Origin of the sequence: Janthinobacterium sp. MP5059B (assembly GCF_001758645.1) — a bacterium.
Classification (GTDB): domain Bacteria; phylum Pseudomonadota; class Gammaproteobacteria; order Burkholderiales; family Burkholderiaceae_D; genus Janthinobacterium; species Janthinobacterium lividum.
Genome location: NZ_LRHX01000006.1, coordinates 25,660 through 43,678 on the forward strand (window position 1 = coordinate 25,660; position 18,019 = coordinate 43,678).

At 65.5% G+C, this 18,019-nt stretch carries 19 protein-coding genes; 10 read left to right on the plus strand and 9 right to left on the minus strand.

The annotated features are described in order from the left end of the window. Positions 1 to 142 precede the first annotated feature (142 nt). The 6 genes from JAB1_RS04855 (at position 143) to JAB1_RS04880 (ending at position 4,475) form a co-directional block, all read left to right on the plus strand. Positions 143 to 682 carry a DUF2325 domain-containing protein gene (locus JAB1_RS04855; RefSeq protein WP_175445041.1) on the plus strand — a complete coding sequence of 180 codons (540 nt, stop codon included), beginning with the start codon at positions 143 to 145 and terminating at the stop codon, positions 680 to 682. Positions 683 to 740: 58 nt separating this feature from the next. Then, positions 741 to 1,577, plus strand: coding sequence for a TlpA disulfide reductase family protein (locus JAB1_RS04860; RefSeq protein WP_070279789.1), 837 nt, complete (start codon positions 741 to 743; stop codon positions 1,575 to 1,577). A gap of 119 nt (positions 1,578 to 1,696) precedes the next feature. Then, positions 1,697 to 1,972, plus strand: a complete 276-nt coding sequence (locus JAB1_RS04865; protein ID WP_034784058.1) for a metal/formaldehyde-sensitive transcriptional repressor — start codon at positions 1,697 to 1,699, stop codon at positions 1,970 to 1,972. A 10-nt stretch (positions 1,973 to 1,982) separates the two neighbouring features. Beyond that, on the plus strand, positions 1,983 to 2,948 hold the full coding sequence (gene dmeF / locus JAB1_RS04870; RefSeq protein WP_034784059.1) for a CDF family Co(II)/Ni(II) efflux transporter DmeF: 966 nt from the start codon (positions 1,983 to 1,985) through the stop codon (positions 2,946 to 2,948). A 91-nt stretch (positions 2,949 to 3,039) separates the two neighbouring features. Next, entirely contained in the window at positions 3,040 to 3,381 is a 342-nt protein-coding gene (locus JAB1_RS04875; protein WP_034784061.1) for a zinc ribbon domain-containing protein YjdM, read from the plus strand. A gap of 68 nt (positions 3,382 to 3,449) precedes the next feature. Continuing rightward, the gene (locus tag JAB1_RS04880; RefSeq protein WP_070279790.1) at positions 3,450 to 4,475 is read left to right on the plus strand and encodes an RNA methyltransferase; all 1,026 of its coding nucleotides are present in this window, start codon (positions 3,450 to 3,452) and stop codon (positions 4,473 to 4,475) included. Between the two features lie 39 nt (positions 4,476 to 4,514). Here the strand turns inward: JAB1_RS04880 and JAB1_RS04885 are convergent, their stop codons facing one another. After that, positions 4,515 to 4,919: a hypothetical protein gene (locus JAB1_RS04885; protein WP_070279031.1), complete on the minus strand. Its 405-nt coding sequence runs from the start codon at positions 4,917 to 4,919 to the stop codon at positions 4,515 to 4,517. 286 nt (positions 4,920 to 5,205) lie between these two features. On the opposite strand from JAB1_RS04885, the gene JAB1_RS04890 reads away from it, so the two are divergent. Continuing rightward, on the plus strand, positions 5,206 to 5,883 hold the full coding sequence (locus JAB1_RS04890; protein ID WP_071653295.1) for a phosphoribosylanthranilate isomerase: 678 nt from the start codon (positions 5,206 to 5,208) through the stop codon (positions 5,881 to 5,883). Here the strand turns inward: JAB1_RS04890 and JAB1_RS04895 are convergent. The 7 genes from JAB1_RS04895 to JAB1_RS04925 form a co-directional block, all read right to left on the minus strand. Further along, positions 5,880 to 6,788, minus strand: coding sequence for a LysR family transcriptional regulator (locus JAB1_RS04895; RefSeq protein WP_034784063.1), 909 nt, complete (start codon positions 6,786 to 6,788; stop codon positions 5,880 to 5,882). The genes JAB1_RS04890 and JAB1_RS04895 overlap by 4 nt on opposite strands. A gap of 198 nt (positions 6,789 to 6,986) precedes the next feature. After that, positions 6,987 to 7,502 carry a 4'-phosphopantetheinyl transferase superfamily protein gene (locus tag JAB1_RS04900; RefSeq protein ID WP_175445022.1) on the minus strand — a complete coding sequence of 172 codons (516 nt, stop codon included), beginning with the start codon at positions 7,500 to 7,502 and terminating at the stop codon, positions 6,987 to 6,989. An 11-nt stretch (positions 7,503 to 7,513) separates the two neighbouring features. Continuing rightward, complete coding sequence (locus JAB1_RS04905; protein WP_070279032.1) at positions 7,514 to 11,569, minus strand: Pls/PosA family non-ribosomal peptide synthetase; 4,056 nt, start codon at positions 11,567 to 11,569, stop codon at positions 7,514 to 7,516. A 148-nt stretch (positions 11,570 to 11,717) separates the two neighbouring features. After that, complete coding sequence (locus JAB1_RS04910) at positions 11,718 to 12,425, minus strand: anaerobic ribonucleoside-triphosphate reductase activating protein (protein ID WP_070279033.1); 708 nt, start codon at positions 12,423 to 12,425, stop codon at positions 11,718 to 11,720. Next, a complete protein-coding gene (gene nrdD / locus JAB1_RS04915; protein ID WP_070279034.1) occupies positions 12,415 to 12,615 on the minus strand; it encodes an anaerobic ribonucleoside-triphosphate reductase in 201 nt (66 codons plus the stop codon). Before nrdD ends, JAB1_RS04910 begins: the two co-directional genes overlap by 11 nt. After that, positions 12,612 to 14,360, minus strand: coding sequence for a ribonucleoside triphosphate reductase (locus JAB1_RS04920; RefSeq protein ID WP_070279035.1), 1,749 nt, complete (start codon positions 14,358 to 14,360; stop codon positions 12,612 to 12,614). Before JAB1_RS04920 ends, nrdD begins: the two co-directional genes overlap by 4 nt. A 123-nt stretch (positions 14,361 to 14,483) precedes the next feature. Continuing rightward, positions 14,484 to 14,894: a hypothetical protein gene (locus tag JAB1_RS04925; RefSeq protein ID WP_070279036.1), complete on the minus strand. Its 411-nt coding sequence runs from the start codon at positions 14,892 to 14,894 to the stop codon at positions 14,484 to 14,486. A gap of 165 nt (positions 14,895 to 15,059) precedes the next feature. Here JAB1_RS04925 and JAB1_RS04930 point away from each other — a divergent pair, with 165 nt between their 5' ends. The 3 genes from JAB1_RS04930 to JAB1_RS04940 are packed head-to-tail and all read left to right on the plus strand — an operon-like array spanning position 15,060 to position 17,548. Beyond that, positions 15,060 to 16,094 (plus strand): peptidase U32 family protein, encoded by a 1,035-nt coding sequence (locus JAB1_RS04930; RefSeq protein ID WP_034783049.1) that lies wholly within the window; start codon positions 15,060 to 15,062, stop codon positions 16,092 to 16,094. A gap of 9 nt (positions 16,095 to 16,103) precedes the next feature. Then, positions 16,104 to 17,000 carry a U32 family peptidase gene (locus tag JAB1_RS04935; RefSeq protein WP_034783050.1) on the plus strand — a complete coding sequence of 299 codons (897 nt, stop codon included), beginning with the start codon at positions 16,104 to 16,106 and terminating at the stop codon, positions 16,998 to 17,000. 20 nt (positions 17,001 to 17,020) lie between these two features. After that, positions 17,021 to 17,548, plus strand: a complete 528-nt coding sequence (locus JAB1_RS04940; protein ID WP_070279037.1) for an SCP2 sterol-binding domain-containing protein — start codon at positions 17,021 to 17,023, stop codon at positions 17,546 to 17,548. 46 nt (positions 17,549 to 17,594) lie between these two features. Here the strand turns inward: JAB1_RS04940 and JAB1_RS04945 are convergent, their stop codons facing one another. After that, positions 17,595 to 17,858 (minus strand): heavy-metal-associated domain-containing protein, encoded by a 264-nt coding sequence (locus JAB1_RS04945; RefSeq protein ID WP_070259219.1) that lies wholly within the window; start codon positions 17,856 to 17,858, stop codon positions 17,595 to 17,597. Between the last annotated feature and the right edge of the window lie 161 nt (positions 17,859 to 18,019).

Here is an 18,019-nt window from a genome sequence, read left to right on the forward strand (position 1 = left end):
GATGGGCAGTATGTACGGCAATGAGGATTTGATCGCGCATGAGCATCGCGTGCTGATGGGCGAGTATGGGCGGGCGCAGGCCCGCTGCAGTGCGCAGCTGGCCGCGCAGGCAGCGCGCATCGCGCAGCTGGAATCGGAATTGATGCGCGCGCGGGCGCAGGTGGTGATCCGCGATACGAAGCTGGCGCTGGCGCGCGACGAATTGGCCGAACTGGCGGCCGCGGCACCGGGCCTGCCCACGCGGGCACGGCTGGCGCGCAAGGTCGAGTGGCTCGGTGAGCGCGTGCAGGACCTGATGCGCGAATTGCTGCGCCTGCAGTGGGTGCCGTCGCCCGCCTTGCAGGCCGACGTGCGCGAAAAGGCCGTGCTGTATGTGGGCCACTATTCAAGTCTGGAGCCGGGCAAGGATGCGGGTGGCGCCAACGCGGCGCAACTAGCCATCGAGCAGGCCGGCGGCCGCTTCCTGCATCACGCGGGCGGCGACGATGGCGCCGACGATGCGGCGGCGCTGGAAGCGGGCCTGGTGGCGGCCGACCTGGTGATTTGCCAGACGGGCTGCGTCAGCCACGACGCCTACTGGCGCGTGCATGACCACTGCAAGCGCACGGGCAAGCAGTGCGTGCTGGTCGACCAGCCGCAAGCCATGCATTTCGTGCGCAAGGAAGCGTTGGCCGCTTCTTAACGCCCGCTTAATCCGCATGGGCCACAATGGCCGTCCCTCGACGTTCCTGAAAGCGCCCATGCTGTCCCTGCAAATCGGTCCCCTGACCCTGCCCACGGGGCTCGTCCTGCTGTTCGTTTGCCTGGGCGTCGCCTACGGCGTGGCGGGCTGGCTGCGGCGCTATCGCCAGTTGCCGGATGCCGGCCCCCTCGTTTCCGACATGCTGATTGCAGGCTTGCTGGCGGCGCGGCTGGCATTCGTCTTGCGCTGGCATGAGCAGTACTTCAGCTCCCCCTTGGCGGCGCCCTGGTCCATCATCAATATCCGCGATGGCGGTTTCATGGCGCCGGCCGGCATCGCGGCTGCCCTGGCCATCGCCGCGTGGCGCTGCCGGCGTCCCGCCATGGCGGCCATGCGCCGTCCCCTGGCCATCAGCGTCGCGTCCGGCGCGCTGGCCTGGGGCGTGCTGAGTGCAGGGATCTCGCTGGCCTACGACAAGCCGGTAGCCTTGCCGGCCGTGGCGCTGCGGGCTATCGGTGGCGCGCCGGTGACCCTGGCGGCGCTGGCCGGCGGCAAGCCCATGGTGGTCAACCTGTGGGCCAGCTGGTGTCCGCCATGCCGGCGCGAGATGCCCGTGCTGGCTGCCGCGCAGCAGGCGCGCGCCGATATCGTCTTCGTGTATGCGAACCAGCGCGAGGATGCGGCGGCGGCCAGCGCTTTCCTGGACAGGAGCGGTGTAACTCTGCGCAATGTGGTGCTCGACAGCGAGGCGGCGCTGGGCAAGGCGGCCGGCTCCTCGGCCCTGCCCACCACCCTGTTTTATGATGCGCAGGGGCGACTGGTCGATACGCACCTGGGCGAATTATCCGATGCCTCGCTGGCCAGCAAGTTGCAGAAGATCGCGCCGGCGCCATAGCGCCTGTTCCTGTCTGATATGCCGCCCATCCGCGAGGATGCGCGGCTTTTTTACGCCTTGCCGCACGTCGTGCGCTTTCTGATAGTATACCCCCCTATAGTATTTATCGAGGTGAAATCATGGGACACACGGCGCACAACAAGACCAAGTTGCTTAATCGCGTCAAGCGCATCCGCGGCCAGGTGGAGGGCCTGGAGCGGGGCCTGGAAGAGGGGCGCGACTGCGGCGAAGTGCTGCAGCTGATCGCCGCCGTGCGCGGCGCCGTGAACGGCCTGATGGCCGAAGTGATCGAAGAGCACTTGCGCGAGCATGTGGCCAGTCCCGATATCTCCGGCGACGAACGGGCCAGGGGCGCCGACGACATCGCGGGCATCCTGCGCACCTACCTCAAATAAGGAGAATGCCATGAAAGCGCAATCCCTTGGCGAAGACCTCTCCGCCTGGCAGCACGAACACGTTTTTGACAGCAGCAATGGCAGGGCCGAACGCCGCGCGCGCATCGTCATGTGGATCACCCTGGCCACCATGGCACTGGAAATCGTCGCTGGCTGGTGGTACAACTCCATGGCCCTGCTGGCCGATGGCTGGCATATGAGTTCGCACGCGCTGGCCATCGGCCTGGCCGCGTTTGCGTATGCGGCCGCGCGCCGCTATGCGCGCGACCCGCGCTTTGCCTTCGGCACGTGGAAGATCGAAGTACTGGCCGGCTACACCAGCGCCATCCTGCTGCTGGGCGTGGCCGTGCTGATGGTGGCCGCTTCCGTCGAACGCCTGTTCTCGCCGCAGCCCATCCACTATCCGCAGGCGATGGCCGTGGCGGCCTTCGGCCTGGTGGTCAACCTCGTGTGCGCGCTGATCCTCGGCGGGCACCATGACCATGACCATCACCATGGTCACGGCCACGACGAGCATGACCATCACGGCCACCACCATGGCGAAGACCTGAACATGAAGGCCGCCTACATCCACGTGCTGGCCGATGCCGCCACGTCCGTGCTGGCCATCCTTGCGCTGGGCGGCGCGTGGGCTTACGGCTGGAGCTGGCTCGATCCCGTGATGGGCGTCGCGGGCGCCGTGCTGGTGGCGCTGTGGGCGAAAAAACTGATGCAGGAGACGGGCAAGGTCTTGCTGGACCGCGAAATGGACCATCCGGTGGTGGCCGAAATCCGCGAGGCGGTGGAAGTGGAAAGCGCCGACGACACGCCGCGCATCGTCGACCTGCACGTGTGGCGAGTCGGCAAGCAGCTGTATTCGTGCGCCTTGTCCGTCGTCAGCCGCGATCCCGCGCTGACAGGCGCCGAGCTGCGCGCGCGCATCGGCATCCACGAGGAAATTGTCCACAGCACCATCGAGATTATTCGCCGTCCTTGACAATGATGGCGAAAAAAGCGCGCTGATGCGGGGCGTAGGCACTATACTGTCGGCTTTTACAGCACGCGCTGTTCACCAGACAGAGAATAAAATGAGCACATTACCACCATGCCCGCAATGCAAGTCCGAATTCACGTACGAAGATGGCAGCCAGTTGATCTGCCCTGAATGCGCGCATGAATGGTCGGCCACGGCTGGCGAAGCGGCGGAAGAGGGCGCTCGCGTGTACCGCGATGCGGCCGGCAATATCCTGCAGGACGGCGACACGGTCAGCGTCATCAAGGACTTGAAACTGAAGGGCGGCGGCGGTGTCGTCAAGATGGGTACCAAGGTCAAGAACATCCGCCTGGTCGACAGCGACCACGATATCGACTGCAAGATCGACGGCTTCGGTTCCATGAGCCTGAAAACCGAGTTCGTGAAAAAAGTCTAAGCTCCTCCTTGCCATCCGCGGCGCGCCTCGCATTCCTGCCGGCGCGCCGTTTTTTTATTTCAGACGCCATGCAAATCGACCATCTCCGCCAGCGCCTGCGCGCCCTGGGTGCCAAGCCCCTGCATGAACAGCGCGTGCTGCGCGACTGGATACAGGGGCAGCCGCACGACCAGGGCCGGCGCCGCGCCGAGGATTTTTTGCCGCTGCCCGTGCGCGAGGCCTTGCCCGCGCTCGATCTCGAGCTGCAGGGCATGCTGAAATTGCTCAGCACCCATCCGGGCGCCGACGGTTCGGCGCGCCTGCTGGTGGGACTGCACGATGGCCAGACGGTGGAAAGCGTGCTGCTGCCGCGCGATGGCTTGTGCGTGTCCAGCCAGGTCGGTTGCGCCGTCGGCTGCCAGTTCTGCATGACGGGCCGCGATGGCTTGATACGGCAAGTGAGCAGCGGAGAAATTGTCGCGCAGGTGGTGCTGGCGCGCACCCTGCGCCCCGTGAAAAAAGTCGTCTTCATGGGCATGGGCGAGCCGGCGCATAACCTGAACAATGTGATGGAAGCGATCGAGCTGCTGGGCACCGAGGGCAATATCGGCCACAAGAACCTCGTGTTTTCCACCGTGGGCGACCCGCGGGCCTTCGAGCGCCTGCCGCAAGGTCGCGTCAAGCCGGCGCTGGCCCTGTCCCTGCACACCAGCAAGCCGGAGCTGCGCGAACAGTTGCTGCCGCGCGCGCCCAGGCTGTCGCCGCGCGAACTGGTGGACTTCGGCGAGTCGTATGCGCGCCTGACCGGCTACCCGGTGCAGTACCAGTGGACACTGATGGAAGGGATCAACGATGGCCAGGACGAGATGGATGGCATCGTCGCGCTCCTGCAGGGGAAATATGCGGTGCTGAACATGATCCCGTATAACACCATCGACGACTTGCCGTTCAAGCGCCCCAGCTGGGAAAAGGCGCGCGCCATTGCCGCCGGCCTGCACGCGCGCGGCGTGCTGACCAAATTGCGCGATTCGGCCGGGCAGGACGTGGAGGGCGGCTGCGGACAGTTAAGGGCGCGTGAAGCGAAGGGCAAGGTCATTCCCATCCGCACGGCGTAGGTCGGATTAGCGGAGCGTAATCCGACATTCGCACTCGGCTCACACCCCACCCAGCAAATCGTTTTCATTCAAGATCGCAAACGCGATCTCGGGATGCGCGGCCAGGCAGCGGCGCACGGCGGCCGGAATGGCAGCGCGCGTCTTGCGGCACAGGCCGGGCCGCTCCAGCAGGCGGATCTGGAAGCCGCGCACGGTGCGCACTTCGCCGCTGCCCGGTGCAATCTGCAAGTCCACGCCCAGGTTGCTCTTCAAGCGCTCTTGCAGTTTCTTTAGCTGCGTATAGCTGTCGATCTGCTCGATGTGCGCCAGCAGGCGCTTTTCTTCCGTCAGGTTCAGGCGCAGGATGGCAAGGTCCGCCTGCGCATCGTCGAGCAGGCGCTCGCGTTCGCAATCGCACAACTGCGGCGGGCACTCCTTGCGGACTTCAAAGTCGACGATACGCATGCTGGTGTTCCAGTGACGTTCCAATGGCGATGCCGGATAAAGCAAGTATCGTCCGCCGCCTGGCGCATGTCAATCAGCGCGGGCTGACGATCAGGCGCCAGAGGATCGGCCCCTGCCCGCTGCTGCGCTGGTGGTGGTTTTTCGGCGGCATGGCGTGGCCTTCCGTCGAGACGAGGTGGGCGCGCCCCATTCCGGCACACAATCGTGCGCGGCCTTGACCGCGTGCCTTGGCGTGTGCGCCGCCCTGTGTTGTAATGTTGATCATCCGGACTGAACACGCAAGGCCATGAGAACCCGCATCAAGATCTGCTGCATCGCTTCCATCGACGAAGCGCAACTGGCCATTGCCGCCGGCGCCGACGCGCTGGGCCTGGTGGCGGCCATGCCATCCGGCCCCGGCCCGATTCCCGACGCGCGCATCGCGCAGATCGCCGCCTGGACGCCGCCGCCCGTGGCCACGTTCCTGCTGACTTCCGAGACGACGGCGCAAGCCATCGCCGAACACGTGCGCGCCACGCAGCCGTCCACCGTGCAGATCGTCAGCCATATCGACCCCGGCGAAGTGGCGCAGCTGGCGCGCTTGCTGCCGCACGTGCGGCGCGTGCAGGTGATCCACGTGGAGGGGCCCGAGGCTTTGGCGCTGATCCCCGCCTATGCGCCCCACGTCCATGCGTTTTTGCTCGACTCCGGCCGTCCCGGCGCGCAGGTCCCGGAACTGGGCGGCACGGGCCGCACGCATGACTGGAGCATCAGCGCGCGCTTCGTGCGCGCCAGTCCCCGTCCCGTCTTCCTGGCCGGCGGGCTGGACGACACCAACGTAGCCGACGCGCTGCGCCAGGTACGCCCCTACGGCATCGACCTGTGCTCGCGCGTGCGCACGGACGGCAAGCTCGATGTCATGAAGCTGGCCTTGCTGATGGCGGCCGTGCGCGACGTGGATGCGGCGCTGTATGCGGAGGGTTAATCCGCCGCTGCCAGCGCATTCATCTCGCGCACGAACGCCTCCGTAAACGCGGCCACCATGCCGCTGGCCGCGCGCGGCGAGATCAGGCCGACGACGGAATGCGATTCCTCGTCCGGCAGCGCAATAAAACGCACGCCGGGCGGCGCCACCAGGCGCATGCTGTCAGGGACGATGGCGATGCCCATATTGGCTTCGATCAGGTTCAGCTGCGATGTCTTGCGCGACAGGGCGCGCGCCGCCTTGGGGAAAAAGCCCTGCGCCAGGCACAGGCCCGCCACCAGGTAGCTCAGGCCTCCGCGGTCCTTGTGCGGGATCGAGACGAAGGCTTCGTCGCGCAATGCCGCGATGGTCGTGCGCTCCAGCGCGGCCAATGGCGACGTCGCTGACACGGCCACCACCAGCTTTTCTGTAAACAGCTCGCGCACGACGATGTTGGCATGCTTGCGCAGGGTGGGCAGGCGCACCAGGCCCAGGTCGGCGCGGCCTTCCTCGATGTCGGCGGCCTGGTTTTCCGACGACCCTTTTGATACATCGAGCGAAACGCCGGGAAACTGCGCCAGCAGGCGGTTCAGTACGGCGCCGATGGCTGGCGTGAGGGTGACGGAGCTCGAATGCAGCAGGCGGACGATGCCTTGCGCCCCTTGTCCCACGTGGCGCGTCTGGCGCACGGTTTCGTCGATGTCTTCGAGGATGCGTTTGGCCCGCTCATAAAAGACCTGTCCCGCGGGCGTCAGTTCGATATGGCGCGCGTCGCGCGTGAGCAGCAGGGCCTGTACTTCACCTTCCAGCTCCTTGATTTGCCGGCTCAGGGCCGACTGCGCGATGTACAGCTTTTCCGCCGCGCGCGAGTAGCTGCCCGCATCGACGACTTCGACAAAATAGCGGAACTGTCTGATGGAAATCAATCGTATGCCTTTTCGAGATCGGGGACTGCCTGATTTGATATTAGCCTGGCCCCGGTGTTCGCGTTACAGTGGGCTGGTCTGCTGTCACTGCAAAGGAAAGACCATGCTGGAATTGATCGGGGTGCTGGGATTGCTCGTCAGTATTATCGTAAAACTGATTTTCGTCCAGATCGGCGGAGCTGGCAAAGGGAAGGAAGATTAATATGCCAGGGTCGCCACATGCGGCGCCGGCAACGCAAAGGCGTGCAAGCGGCAAGCCGGTGCTACCCCGTTCCACTCCGTCAGTGGCAGGCCCGCACGCTTGAGCGCCGCCTCGCGCGCCGTCCACGCCTGCGCCAGGGTTAACGGGCGCTGATCGGTGGAGCAGGCGCTCAGTTCACCAGCCACCTGCGGCCCCAGATAGTCGCGCGCCAGCTCAAACCAGTCGGGAATCTCCTGCACCCGCATCACGTCGATGCCGACAGGGCCATGCAGGCCGATGGCGGCCAGCGAGATTCCCTCGTCATGGCTGAACGACAGGCTGGCCGTGCTTCCGGCCAGCAGCAAGCGGGGAGGGGTGCCCGGCGTTGATACCACCGAAATCGCCCCGATACTGACATCCAGCCAGCGGGCCGCCGCCTCGCGCACGGCGGCGCGGATGCGCCACCGGGCTTCGGCGCGCGGCAGCACGGCGGCGATGCCGATCACCAGCACGCCGTCTCTTGAGAAGAGCACCTTATCATCCATCAGCTGCGCAGCGGCGCCGCCGGGCAACCGGCCCAGTTGCTGCCGGCGGGGATGTGTTCTCCCTTCATCACCAGGGTCAAGGGGCCCAGGCGCGCGTTGTCGCCCACCTTGGCGCTGTACAGCACGGAGCTGCGCGGGCCCATGTAGACGCGCTGGCCGATCTCCACATGGTCGATCTTCATCACGCGGTCTTCGAACAAATGCGTTTGCGGGCAGGTCAGCGCGTTCAATTCGCTGTAATCGCCGATGTGCACGCAGTCGAATTCCGTGATGTCGGTCGTATCCATGTAGACGCCGCGGCCGATCTTGCAGCCGAACAGGCGGAAGGCCAGCGGCAGCCACGGCGTGCCGCGCAGGTAGCGCATGAAGTTGGGTACGGCGATGCCTTCGTACAGGTTGGTCACGCCTTCCGAAATCCACACGAATGGCGTCCACATGGGCGCCGCGTGCTTGCGGTAGCGTCCCAGCAGCAGCCACTTGAACAGCACGACCACCAGGAAATTGCCGATGCCGTAGGCCAGGCCGGCAATCGCCAGGTCGCTCACCACTTCGCCCCAGCGTCCCGCACCCGCGATCGGCATCACGTCCAGCACCAGGGTGTAGCCGACGGCGATCACCACCGCGTGCGGCGCGACGATGCGGAAGGCCTCGATCAGGCTGCGGCCCAGGCGGCGCAACAGCGATGGCTTGAACGTCAGGTGCTCGGCGAAGCCGCTGACCTGTTCGCGCGCGGGCAAATGCATGGGCGGGGAGCCCAGCCAGGTGTCGCCGCTGTGCATCTGCTCATTGCGCGGCGCATGCGTGTGCACGCCGATCAGCACGTGTTCGGGCAGCGTGGTGCCGTCCGGGATGTAGCTGCCGTTGCCGACGAAGCTGCGGTGCGAGACGACGGTGGGGCGCATGGTCATCCAGCCGCCGTCGATCTGCTCGTCGCCCAACATGACGGCGTCGGCGATGAAGGTGTCGTCGCCCAGGGTCAGCATGTCGGGCACCACGCCCAGCGCCGTGGAAATCTCCGCGCCCTTGCCCACCTTGGCGCCCAGCAGGCGGTACCAGTATGGCGCGTACACGGTGGCGTAGATGCCGTGCAGGACGTTCAGGCTCGATTCCTGGATATGGCTGACCAGCCACTTGGCGCAATAGATATTGCTGTGCACGGGCGAGCTGCCCGGCTTCAAGCGGGGCAGCGCACCCCAGCGGATGGCGGCCGACAGCAGGGCCGTGAGCACGATCAGCACGGCGCTGGCGGGGAAGGCCAGCAGGAAGTAGCGGGCCAGCTGGGTCGTCACGTCGCGGCCCTGCAGCCACGGCATCATTTCGCGCTCGTCGAACCAGTCGATCAGCACGAAGCTGGGGAAGACGGGCATGAAGAACAGCACGGCGATCAAGACCATGCCGAAGCAGAAGAACACGGTTTCGCCTGTCAGGCGCAGGCGCGAGACGGCGGGGCGCGGCGGCTGGCTGGCCACGTCAAACGCGCCTATGTCGCGCGCGGGGGAACCCGTGTACACGCGTCCGGCGGGTACCGCCGCGCCATCGGCCAGCGCCGACTGGCCCTCCAGGTGGCCGAACGCGCCCACAGTGGTATTGCCTTCCATGATCGCGTAAGAGCTGATGCAGGCATCGTCGTCGATGCGGATCTGGCCCAGCAACAGGCGGCCCCGCTCGACCCTGGCGTTTTCAAAGTTGACGGCATTGCCCACGCTGACGTTGTCGCCGATGACCAGCAGGTCGGGCGCGCGCAGGGTCATCGAGCCGATGACCACTTCCTTGCCCACTTTCGCGCCGAGCGCGCGCAGCCACCAGCTATTCAGGGACGAGCCGCTGAGCAGATAGGCGGGTGCCGATTCGACCAGGCGGTCGGCCAGCCACCAGCGGTAATACGTGACGCCCCACAGCGGATAGCTGCCCGGTTTCAAACGCCCGGCGATCAGCCACTTGCCGGCAATCGCAATGGCAAATTCGGCCAGGGTCGCCAGCAGGAACACGCCGATCGAGGCGGCGATGGCGCGCGGCACGGTATCTCCCGTGTCGCCCGTGAAGAAGTGGTAGGTGAAGAAGGGCGCCATCCACTGCGCCATGCGCAGGGTGACAAGGCCAGGCACGGCTGCCGCCTGCGCGGCGCCGCAGATCCAGCGCTTCAGGGTGGACGGCGGCGTCCACTCCGCCTCCGGCGTGGCCAGCGCGGGCGTCTCGCTCAAGACGGCGGCGATCTTGCCGATCTGCCGGTTCTGGTAAATGTCGCGCACCGTCATGTGGGCATAATCGGGATTGGCGCGCAGGGCGGACGCCAGGCGCGCGGCCAGGAAGGAGTGCCCACCGAGGTCGGTGAAAAAGTCCAGCTGGCGCAAAATCGCCTGGCCCGGGAACAGCTTGGCCAGGGCCGCGAACAGGGCCACTTCGGCCGGTGTTTCCGGCACGTCCGATTCGCCTGCCTCGCCTGCCGGCGGCGCGGCCAATGGCATGGCCTTCAAGGCCTTCCTGTCGATTTTTCCCGAGGTCAGGCGCGGCATCAGCGGCAGCAATTCAAAACGGCCCGGCACCATGTAGGGCGGCAAATGCAGGTTCAGGGCCGCGCGCAGGGTCTTTGCCGCCAGGGCGTCCTCGGGCGCCTCCTCGCTGCCGACGATGTAGGCCACCAGCTGGTCGATGCCGTCATCCTTGCGCAGCAACACGGCCACCGTGCCCACGCCCGCCTGCTGCGCCAGCACGGCTTCGATCTCGCCCAGCTCCACGCGGAAGCCGCGAATTTTCACCTGGTCGTCGGCGCGGCCCAGGCACAGCACCTGGCCGTCGGCATCGATGCGGGCCAGGTCGCCCGTGCGGTACAGGCGCGCGTCATCCTCGCTGGCCGCCCATGGATTGGGCAGGAATTTTTCCACCGTCAGGTCGGGCCGGCCCAGGTAGCCCTCGGCCAGGCCGGGGCCGATGATGCACAGCTCCCCTGTCTCGCCGCGCGGCAGCAGGGCCAGGGGACGGTTTTCTCCCGGCTCGGCCACCTGCAGCACCAGCAAGCCGTAGTTGGGCAGCGGCGTGCCGATGGTCACCGGTTCGCCGGGCCGCAACCGCGCCAGGCTGCACGAGACGGTCGCCTCCGTGGGACCATAGGTGTTGAACATAGCGCGGCCCGGGCGCGACCAGCGCTCGACCAGGGACTCAGGGCACATCTCGCCGCCCAGGTTGATCAGGCGCAGGCTCGGCACTTCCTCGGCGAACAGGGCCAGCAAGGTCGGCACGGCATGCAGCACGGTGACGTGGTTGGTCGCCAAGGCGCGGGGCAAGGCTTCCGGGTCGCCCGAGATATCCTTGGGGCCCAGCCACAGGGTGGCACCCACCAGGTAGGCGATCCAGATTTCCTCGAACGACATGTCGAAGGCGACGGAAAAGCCCTGGTAGACGGTGTCGTCTTGCGTCACTTCCAGCACGGCGTTTTCGCTGCGCAGGAAGTGGCAGATGCTGCGTTGATTGATCAGGATACCCTTCGGTTTGCCCGTGGAGCCGGACGTGTAGATCACGTACGCCGGGTGTTCGGGCAGTACGGCGCCGCGCGCGGGCAGCACTTCGCCCGGTGCGGCGGGCGCCAGCAGGCTTTCCGCCGTCCACACGGGACGCTTGACGCCGGCGTCCAGCAGGCGCGGCGCGAATTGCGCGCAGCTGACGACGCCGGCACCGCTGGCGTCATCGAGGCACACTTGCAGGCGCTCGACGGGCGTGTCTTCATCGACGGGCAGCCAGGCGGCGCCCGCCTTGGCGATGGCCGCCTGCATCAGCAGCAGATGGGCGCCGCGCGGCAGCCACAGGCCCACGATGTCGCCCGGCTTGACGCCGGCCGCCACCAGGCGCGACGCCGCCAGGCCCGCCTGCGCATCGAGTTCCGCATACGTGATGCGGCGCGCGCCATCGATCAGGGCGATTTGCTGCGGGCAGCGGCGTGCCGTCGCTTCCAGCAGGTCGGCCAGCACTTCCTCGCGCAGCAGATCCGGTCGCGGCGGGCCGTACAGGATGTCGGCGTGGGTGGAAGGAGTGCCTGGGCTGACTGCGGTGAAATCGTTCATGGATGACGCTTATCTGTAATGCGGAGTGAAGAATCTGATGGGCTGCGCATGGCGCGCGGCACAGTTGATACATTACAGCACGCAAGACATTTCAGCGTTGCAGAACGGGGAATTTTGTAGAGCTTTCAGCAATTATGTGGCGGCAGGATCAACCGCCATGATTACGGAATGTAAATCGCGGAAACATGGCGCCGATTTGCGCCAAGGTATGCGCCGCCGGATAGCCGTGCAGGGGGCGGCCGGACAGCGCCGCGTCCGCGCAGCCTTCGGCGCGGAATTGCTGCAGCACGTAGTTGTCGACGCCTTTCGCGGCCAGGGTGGTGGCCAGGGACAGCAACTGTTCGTCCGGCAGCAGGTCCGGGTGGGTGGTGGTGCGGCATTCGTAGGCGACGCCGCTGGCGAGGATGGCGTCCAGGCAGGCGCGCGCCGGGTCGCCGCTGCCGGCCACGCGGGTCACATGACGATAGTCGGCAAACGGCGCCTTGATGTCGAAGCCGACCCAGTCGACCAGGGGCAGCACTTCCTGCAGGCGCTGCGGATAGATGCAGGCCGTGTGCAGGCCGATGCCGAACCCCAGTTCCCTGACGTCTTGCATGGCCCGCCCCAGCGCCGGGTCCATGCACGCTTCGCCGCCGCTGAAGACGACGGCGTCGACCAGGCCGATGCGCCGGCGCAGCCAGGTCAACACGTCTCGCCAGGGCATGGCGCCTTCCGGCGTGCGCGCCTGCAGGTGAGGATTGTGGCAATAGCCGCAACGCCAGGGGCAGCCCTGCACGAACACCACGGCCGCCAGCTTGCCAGGATAGTCGGTGGCGGAAAAGGGCGTCAGGCCGCCCACTTTCAAATCAACCGCCATGGCAGGCGGGCAGGCCAACCCGGGCGCTCGCTTCCGTAAAGTACTGGCGCTCGTGGAATTCGCCCTGTTTGCCGATGTTGAACGAGGCGACGGGGCGGTGATAGCCCATCACGCGGGTCCAGATTTCGCAGCGCTGGCGTTCGGTGTCGAGCAGGGTGATGGCGGGAGTGAAGTCGGGACGTGCGTTCATGGCGTTTCCTTGAGTGGGTGAGCGAGATCGGACTGCTTGCGCGCGATCAGTTCCGCGTCGCAGGTGGGGCAGAATTCATGTTTGCCGGCCAGGTAGCCGTGGCGCGGGCAGATGGAAAACGTGGGCGTGACCGTGATGTAGGGCAGCGAGAAGCGGCTCAGGGCGCGTTTCACCAGCTCGCGGCAGGCATTCGCGTCCGACAGCGCTTCCGTCATGTACAGGTGCAGTACCGTGCCGCCCGTGTACTTGCGCTGCAGCGCGTCCTGCAATTCCAGCGCCTCGAACGGGTCGTCCGTATGGCCGACGGGCAGCTGCGACGAATTCGTGTAGTACGGGTTGTCGACCGTGCCCGCCTGCAGGATGGCGGGATAGCGCTTGCGGTCTTCGCGGGCGAAGCGGTAGGTCGTGCCTTCGGCCGGCGTCGCTTCCAGGTTGTACATATGGCCCGTCTCTTCCTGGAATTGCACCATGCGGGCGCGCACGTGGTCGAGCAGGCGCACGGCCAGCGCATGGCCCTCGGGACTCGTGATGTCATGGGCGTCGCCGCTGAAATTGCGGATCATTTCGTTGATGCCGTTCACGCCCAGGGTGGAGAAGTGGTTGCGCAGGGTGCCAAGGTAGCGCTTCGTGTAGGGGAACAGGCCTTGCTGCATCAGTTCCTCGATGGTGCGGCGCTTGATTTCCAGGCTCGTCTTGCCCAGTTCCAGCAGGCGGTCCAGGTCCGCCATCAGGGCTGGCTCGTCGCCGCGCCATCGGTGGCCCAGGCGCGCGCAGTTGATCGTCACCACGCCCAGGGAACCCGTCTGCTCGGCGGAACCGAACAGGCCGTTGCCCCGTTTCAGCAGTTCGCGCAAGTCCAGCTGTAAGCGGCAGCACATGGAGCGGATCATGTTCGGCTTGAGTTCCGAATTGATGAAGTTCTGGAAGTAGGGCAGGCCGTAGCGGGCCGTCATCTCGAACAGGCGTTCCGCGTTTTCGCTATGCCAGTCGAAATCCTCGGTGATGTTATAGGTGGGGATGGGGAAGGTGAAGACTCTGCCCTTGGCATCGCCCGCCATCATGATCTCGATGTAGGCGCGGTTGATCATGTCCATCTCCACCTGCAGCTCGCCATAGCTGAAGTCCATCTCCTGGCCGGCGATGACGGGAATCTGCTCGCGCAGGTCGTCCGGGCAGACCCAGTCGAAGGTGAGGTTGGTAAACGGCGTCTGCGTGCCCCAGCGCGATGGCACGTTGAGGTTGAAGATCAGCTCCTGCATGTACTGGCGCACGTCTTCGTAGCGCAGGCTGTCCTTGCGGATGTAGGGCGCCATGTAGGTGTCGAAGGAGCTGAACGCCTGCGCGCCGGCCCACTCGTTTTGCAGGGTGCCGAGAAAATTGACGATCTGGCCGATGGCGCTCGACATGTGCTTGGGCGGACCGGATTCGATCTTGCCCGGTACGCCATTCAAGCCTTCGTGCAGCAGGGTGCGCAGCGACCAGCCGGCGCAATAGCCGGCCAGCATGTCGAGGTCGTGGATGTGCAGCGCCGCTTCGCGGTGCGCCGCGCCCACTTCCGGCGGATACACCTGGTCCAGCCAGTAGTTGGCGATGACCTTGCCCGACACGTTGAGTATCAGGCCGCCCAGCGAGTAGCCCTGGTTGGCGTTGGCGTTGACGCGCCAGTCGCGCCGCTCCAGGTATTCATTGATGGACGCGGCGACATCGACCTGGCCGCGTGTGGGGGAAACTGCATTTGTCGTCATGAAACCTCCAATAAACACAACATGCGGTGTTTTTATGGAGATTAATCACTAAATATAGTGGCGTCAAAGGGCGCGTGCAGTTGCGTGACGAATCCTTGATGCAGGTGAAAAAAGCGTCCCCGTTTACTTTTTCGCGCGGCCCTGGCGCAGGATGAAGCAGCTCAGGCCAAAGTACGCGGCGGCGCAGACGGCGATGCTGATGGCGGAGGCGGGCAGCACGTGCGTCCAGATTTCCAGCGGCGAGAAGGTGCTCCAGCTGGCGACGCGGATATCGAAGGTGACGTAGTTCGCCAGCAGCCAGTAGACGGCCAGCAGGCCCGTGCTGATGGCGATCTGGCGCGGCACCGGCATGGCGCGGCGCGCGAAGACGGCTTGCAGGAACAGCAGCAGCACGCCCGGATACGCGCCCAGTATCTCGGGCGACAGGATGGAGAGCTTTTCTTCGACATAGCCGTCGGCGGGCGCGGCCCACTGCACTTGCAGCACGGTGAGGAACAGGGTGAGCAGGAAGATCAGCAGCGGTTTGCGGGGCATGGCGGGCAATCGAAGAGGGAGAAAAGTGGGGCATTTTACAGCCAGGTCAAGCAAGTTGAACGCGCGCCAGCCATGCATGCATTCCTTCACCTGCGTCAAGGACTGGGCAGCATGGGCGGGGCTATAGTCTGCACCCTGAGCCGATACAGGACTGTGAATATCATGATGCTTGAATCAACCACCGCCACCCGCGTGGCCGGACCGCTGGAACTGGTCTGCCCCGCCGGCAGCCTGCCCGCCTTGAAAGCAGCCGTCGACAATGGCGCCGACACCGTTTACCTGGGCTTTCGCGACGCCACCAATGCGCGCAATTTCGCCGGCCTCAATTTCGACGAGAAGGCCATCGCCGAGGGCGTGCGCTACGCCCACCAATATGGGCGCAAGGTGCTGCTGGCGCTGAATACCTATCCACAGCCGCACAACTGGGCCGTGTGGCGCAGCGCCATCGACCGCGCCGCGCAGGCCGGCATCGACGCCATGATCGTGGCCGATCCGGGCCTGATGGCGTATGCGAGCGAGCATCACCCGCAGCTGCGCCTGCACCTGTCCGTGCAGGGCTCGGCCACCAACTACGAAGCCATCAATTTTTACCATGAGCACTTCGGCATCGCCCGCGCCGTGCTGCCGCGCGTGCTGTCGATGGCGCAGGTGGAGCAACTGATCGCCAAGACGGAAGTCGAGATCGAGGTCTTCGGCTTCGGCTCCCTGTGCGTGATGGTCGAAGGGCGCTGCGCGCTGTCGTCGTATGCGACGGGCGAGGCTCCGAATACTCATGGCGTGTGCTCGCCGGCGAAATCCGTGCGTTGGCTGGAAACGCCGAACGGCCTCGAATCGCGCCTGAACGGCGTGCTGATCGACCGCTATGCGCCCGGCGAAAACGCCAGCTATCCCACCCTGTGCAAGGGCCGTTTCGAAGTCAATGACGAAGAGTATTACGCCATCGAGGAGCCGGCCAGCCTGAATACCCTGGCGCTGCTGCCGCAACTGATCGCCATGGGCGTGCGGGCCGTGAAGATCGAAGGACGCCAGCGCAGCCCCGCCTACGTGGCGCAGGTGACGCGCGTGTGGCGCGAGGCGATCGACGCCTGCCGCGAAGGCAATGCGCGCTACGCCGTCAAGCCGGGCTGGATGGCGGCCATGGACAAGCTGGCCGAAGGCCAGCAGCACACATTAGGTGCTTACCACAGATCTTGGAAATAGAGGATGAACATGCTGAAGCTTTCACTGGGCCCCTTGCTGTACTACTGGCCGCGCGCCACCGTCTTCGAGTTTTACCAGCAGATCGCCGGCACCGCCGTCGATATCGTGTACTTGGGCGAAACCGTCTGCTCGCGCCGGCATGAGGTGCGCCTGGCCGACTGGCTCGATATCGCCGACATGCTGGCCGCCGCCGGCAAGGAAGTGGTGCTGTCGACGCAGGCGCTGATCGAGGCGGGCGCCGAACTGGCGACCCTGCGCCGCATCACGGGCAATGGCCGCTACGGCGTCGAGGCCAACGACATGGGCGCCGTGCACTGCATGGAAAAGGGTACGTCCTTCGTCGCCGGTCCCCATTTGAACCTGTTCAATGGCCCCAGCCTGCAATTGCTGGCGCGCCTGGGTGCGCGGCGCTGGGTGATGCCGCTGGAAATGGGGCAGACGGCGCTGGCCGAGATGCAGCGCCAGAAGCCGGAAGGGCTGGAGACGGAAGTCTTCGCCTACGGCCGCATGCCGCTGGCGTTTTCCGCGCGCTGCTTCACGGCGCGCAACCGCAACCTGCCGAAGGACGATTGCGGCTACAGCTGCCTGGAAGAGCCGGACGGCCTGCTGCTGCGCACGCGCGACGAAGTGCCATTCCTGGTACTGAATGGCACGCAGACGCAGTCGGCGCTGGTCTACAACCTGGTGCGAGAACTCGACGCCATGCGCGACATGGGCGTGGCGGTGGCGCGCATCAGCCCGCAAGCCATGCATACGGAACAAGTCATCGCCATCTTCGACCGCGCCCGCCGTGGCCAGGTCAGCGGCATCGGCGCTCAGGCCCAGCTGGCGGCCTGCCAGCCGGCCGGCGCCTGCGACGGCTACTGGCATGGCCAGCCCGGCATGGAACAGCACGCCGCACATTGAACGCATCGAAAGGAAGCACCATGCAAGATCAACTGGAAAGATTGCCGATCCCGGCCAAGCCTCCCATGAGCAAGCCCGCCGTGTCGTACCGCTTGCCGGAACCGCTGGCCGAATTGCTGTCCAAGCTGCCCCCGTATCCCGCCTCCTGGCTGTTCGTGCAAGGCTTGAACCGCCTGCTGGCGCCGCAATTGCCCGACGACGTGCGGCGCAGCCTGGAAGGGCGCAGCCTGCGCTTGCGGCTGCTGGACGCGGGCATTGCCTTCGATTTCGAGTGGCAGGGCACGGTGTTCGTGGCCGAGCGCTATGTCGACGTGCCGGACCTGTGCATCGCGGCCAGCGTGCATGATTTGATGCTGCTGGCGCGGCGCCACGAAGATCCGGACACCCTGTTCTTCAGCCGCCGTTTGAGCCTGGAAGGCGATACGGAACTGGGCTTGCTGTTCAAGAATACGCTCGACGCCATCGAGTTGCCGCCGTTCGACTTGCAGGCGCTGGGACCGCGCCGCGTGCTGGCGCATCTGCGCGACCGGGGCGCGCGCGAAGGCTGAGCGGGAAAAGGGAGGGCAGGCGGGGAGGGCAGGCGCTCAGTGGCGCTCAGTGGCGGCAGTGGCCGCAAGCGCCGCTGCACGATGCCAGCTGTTCTTCATCCGTCGCTTCGCCCATGAAGCCGGCGTCGTTGACGGCGGCCAGCAGGCGTTCCTGCGTGGCCAGACGTTCGTCGAACTGCACCGTGGCGCCGTGCCGCGCCAGCGAGACGCACACGGTGCTCACGCCCGTGACGGCTTCGAGCGCGCCCGTCAGCCTGTCGGCGCAGCCTTCGTGATCCATCCCGATAATATTCAAGCGCGCTGTCTGCATGTGTTCCTCTTGTTTTTCAAATAAAAAAACAGCGTAGGCGAGGGGCACGCATGCCGTCCAGAGCAGCACGCAAGATTTATTTCCTATTTGCGGTTTTGTTGATCTGGATTAACTCCAGCCTCTCTGCTGCAGTCTGAAACTGCTGTTGTTTTGTACACAGT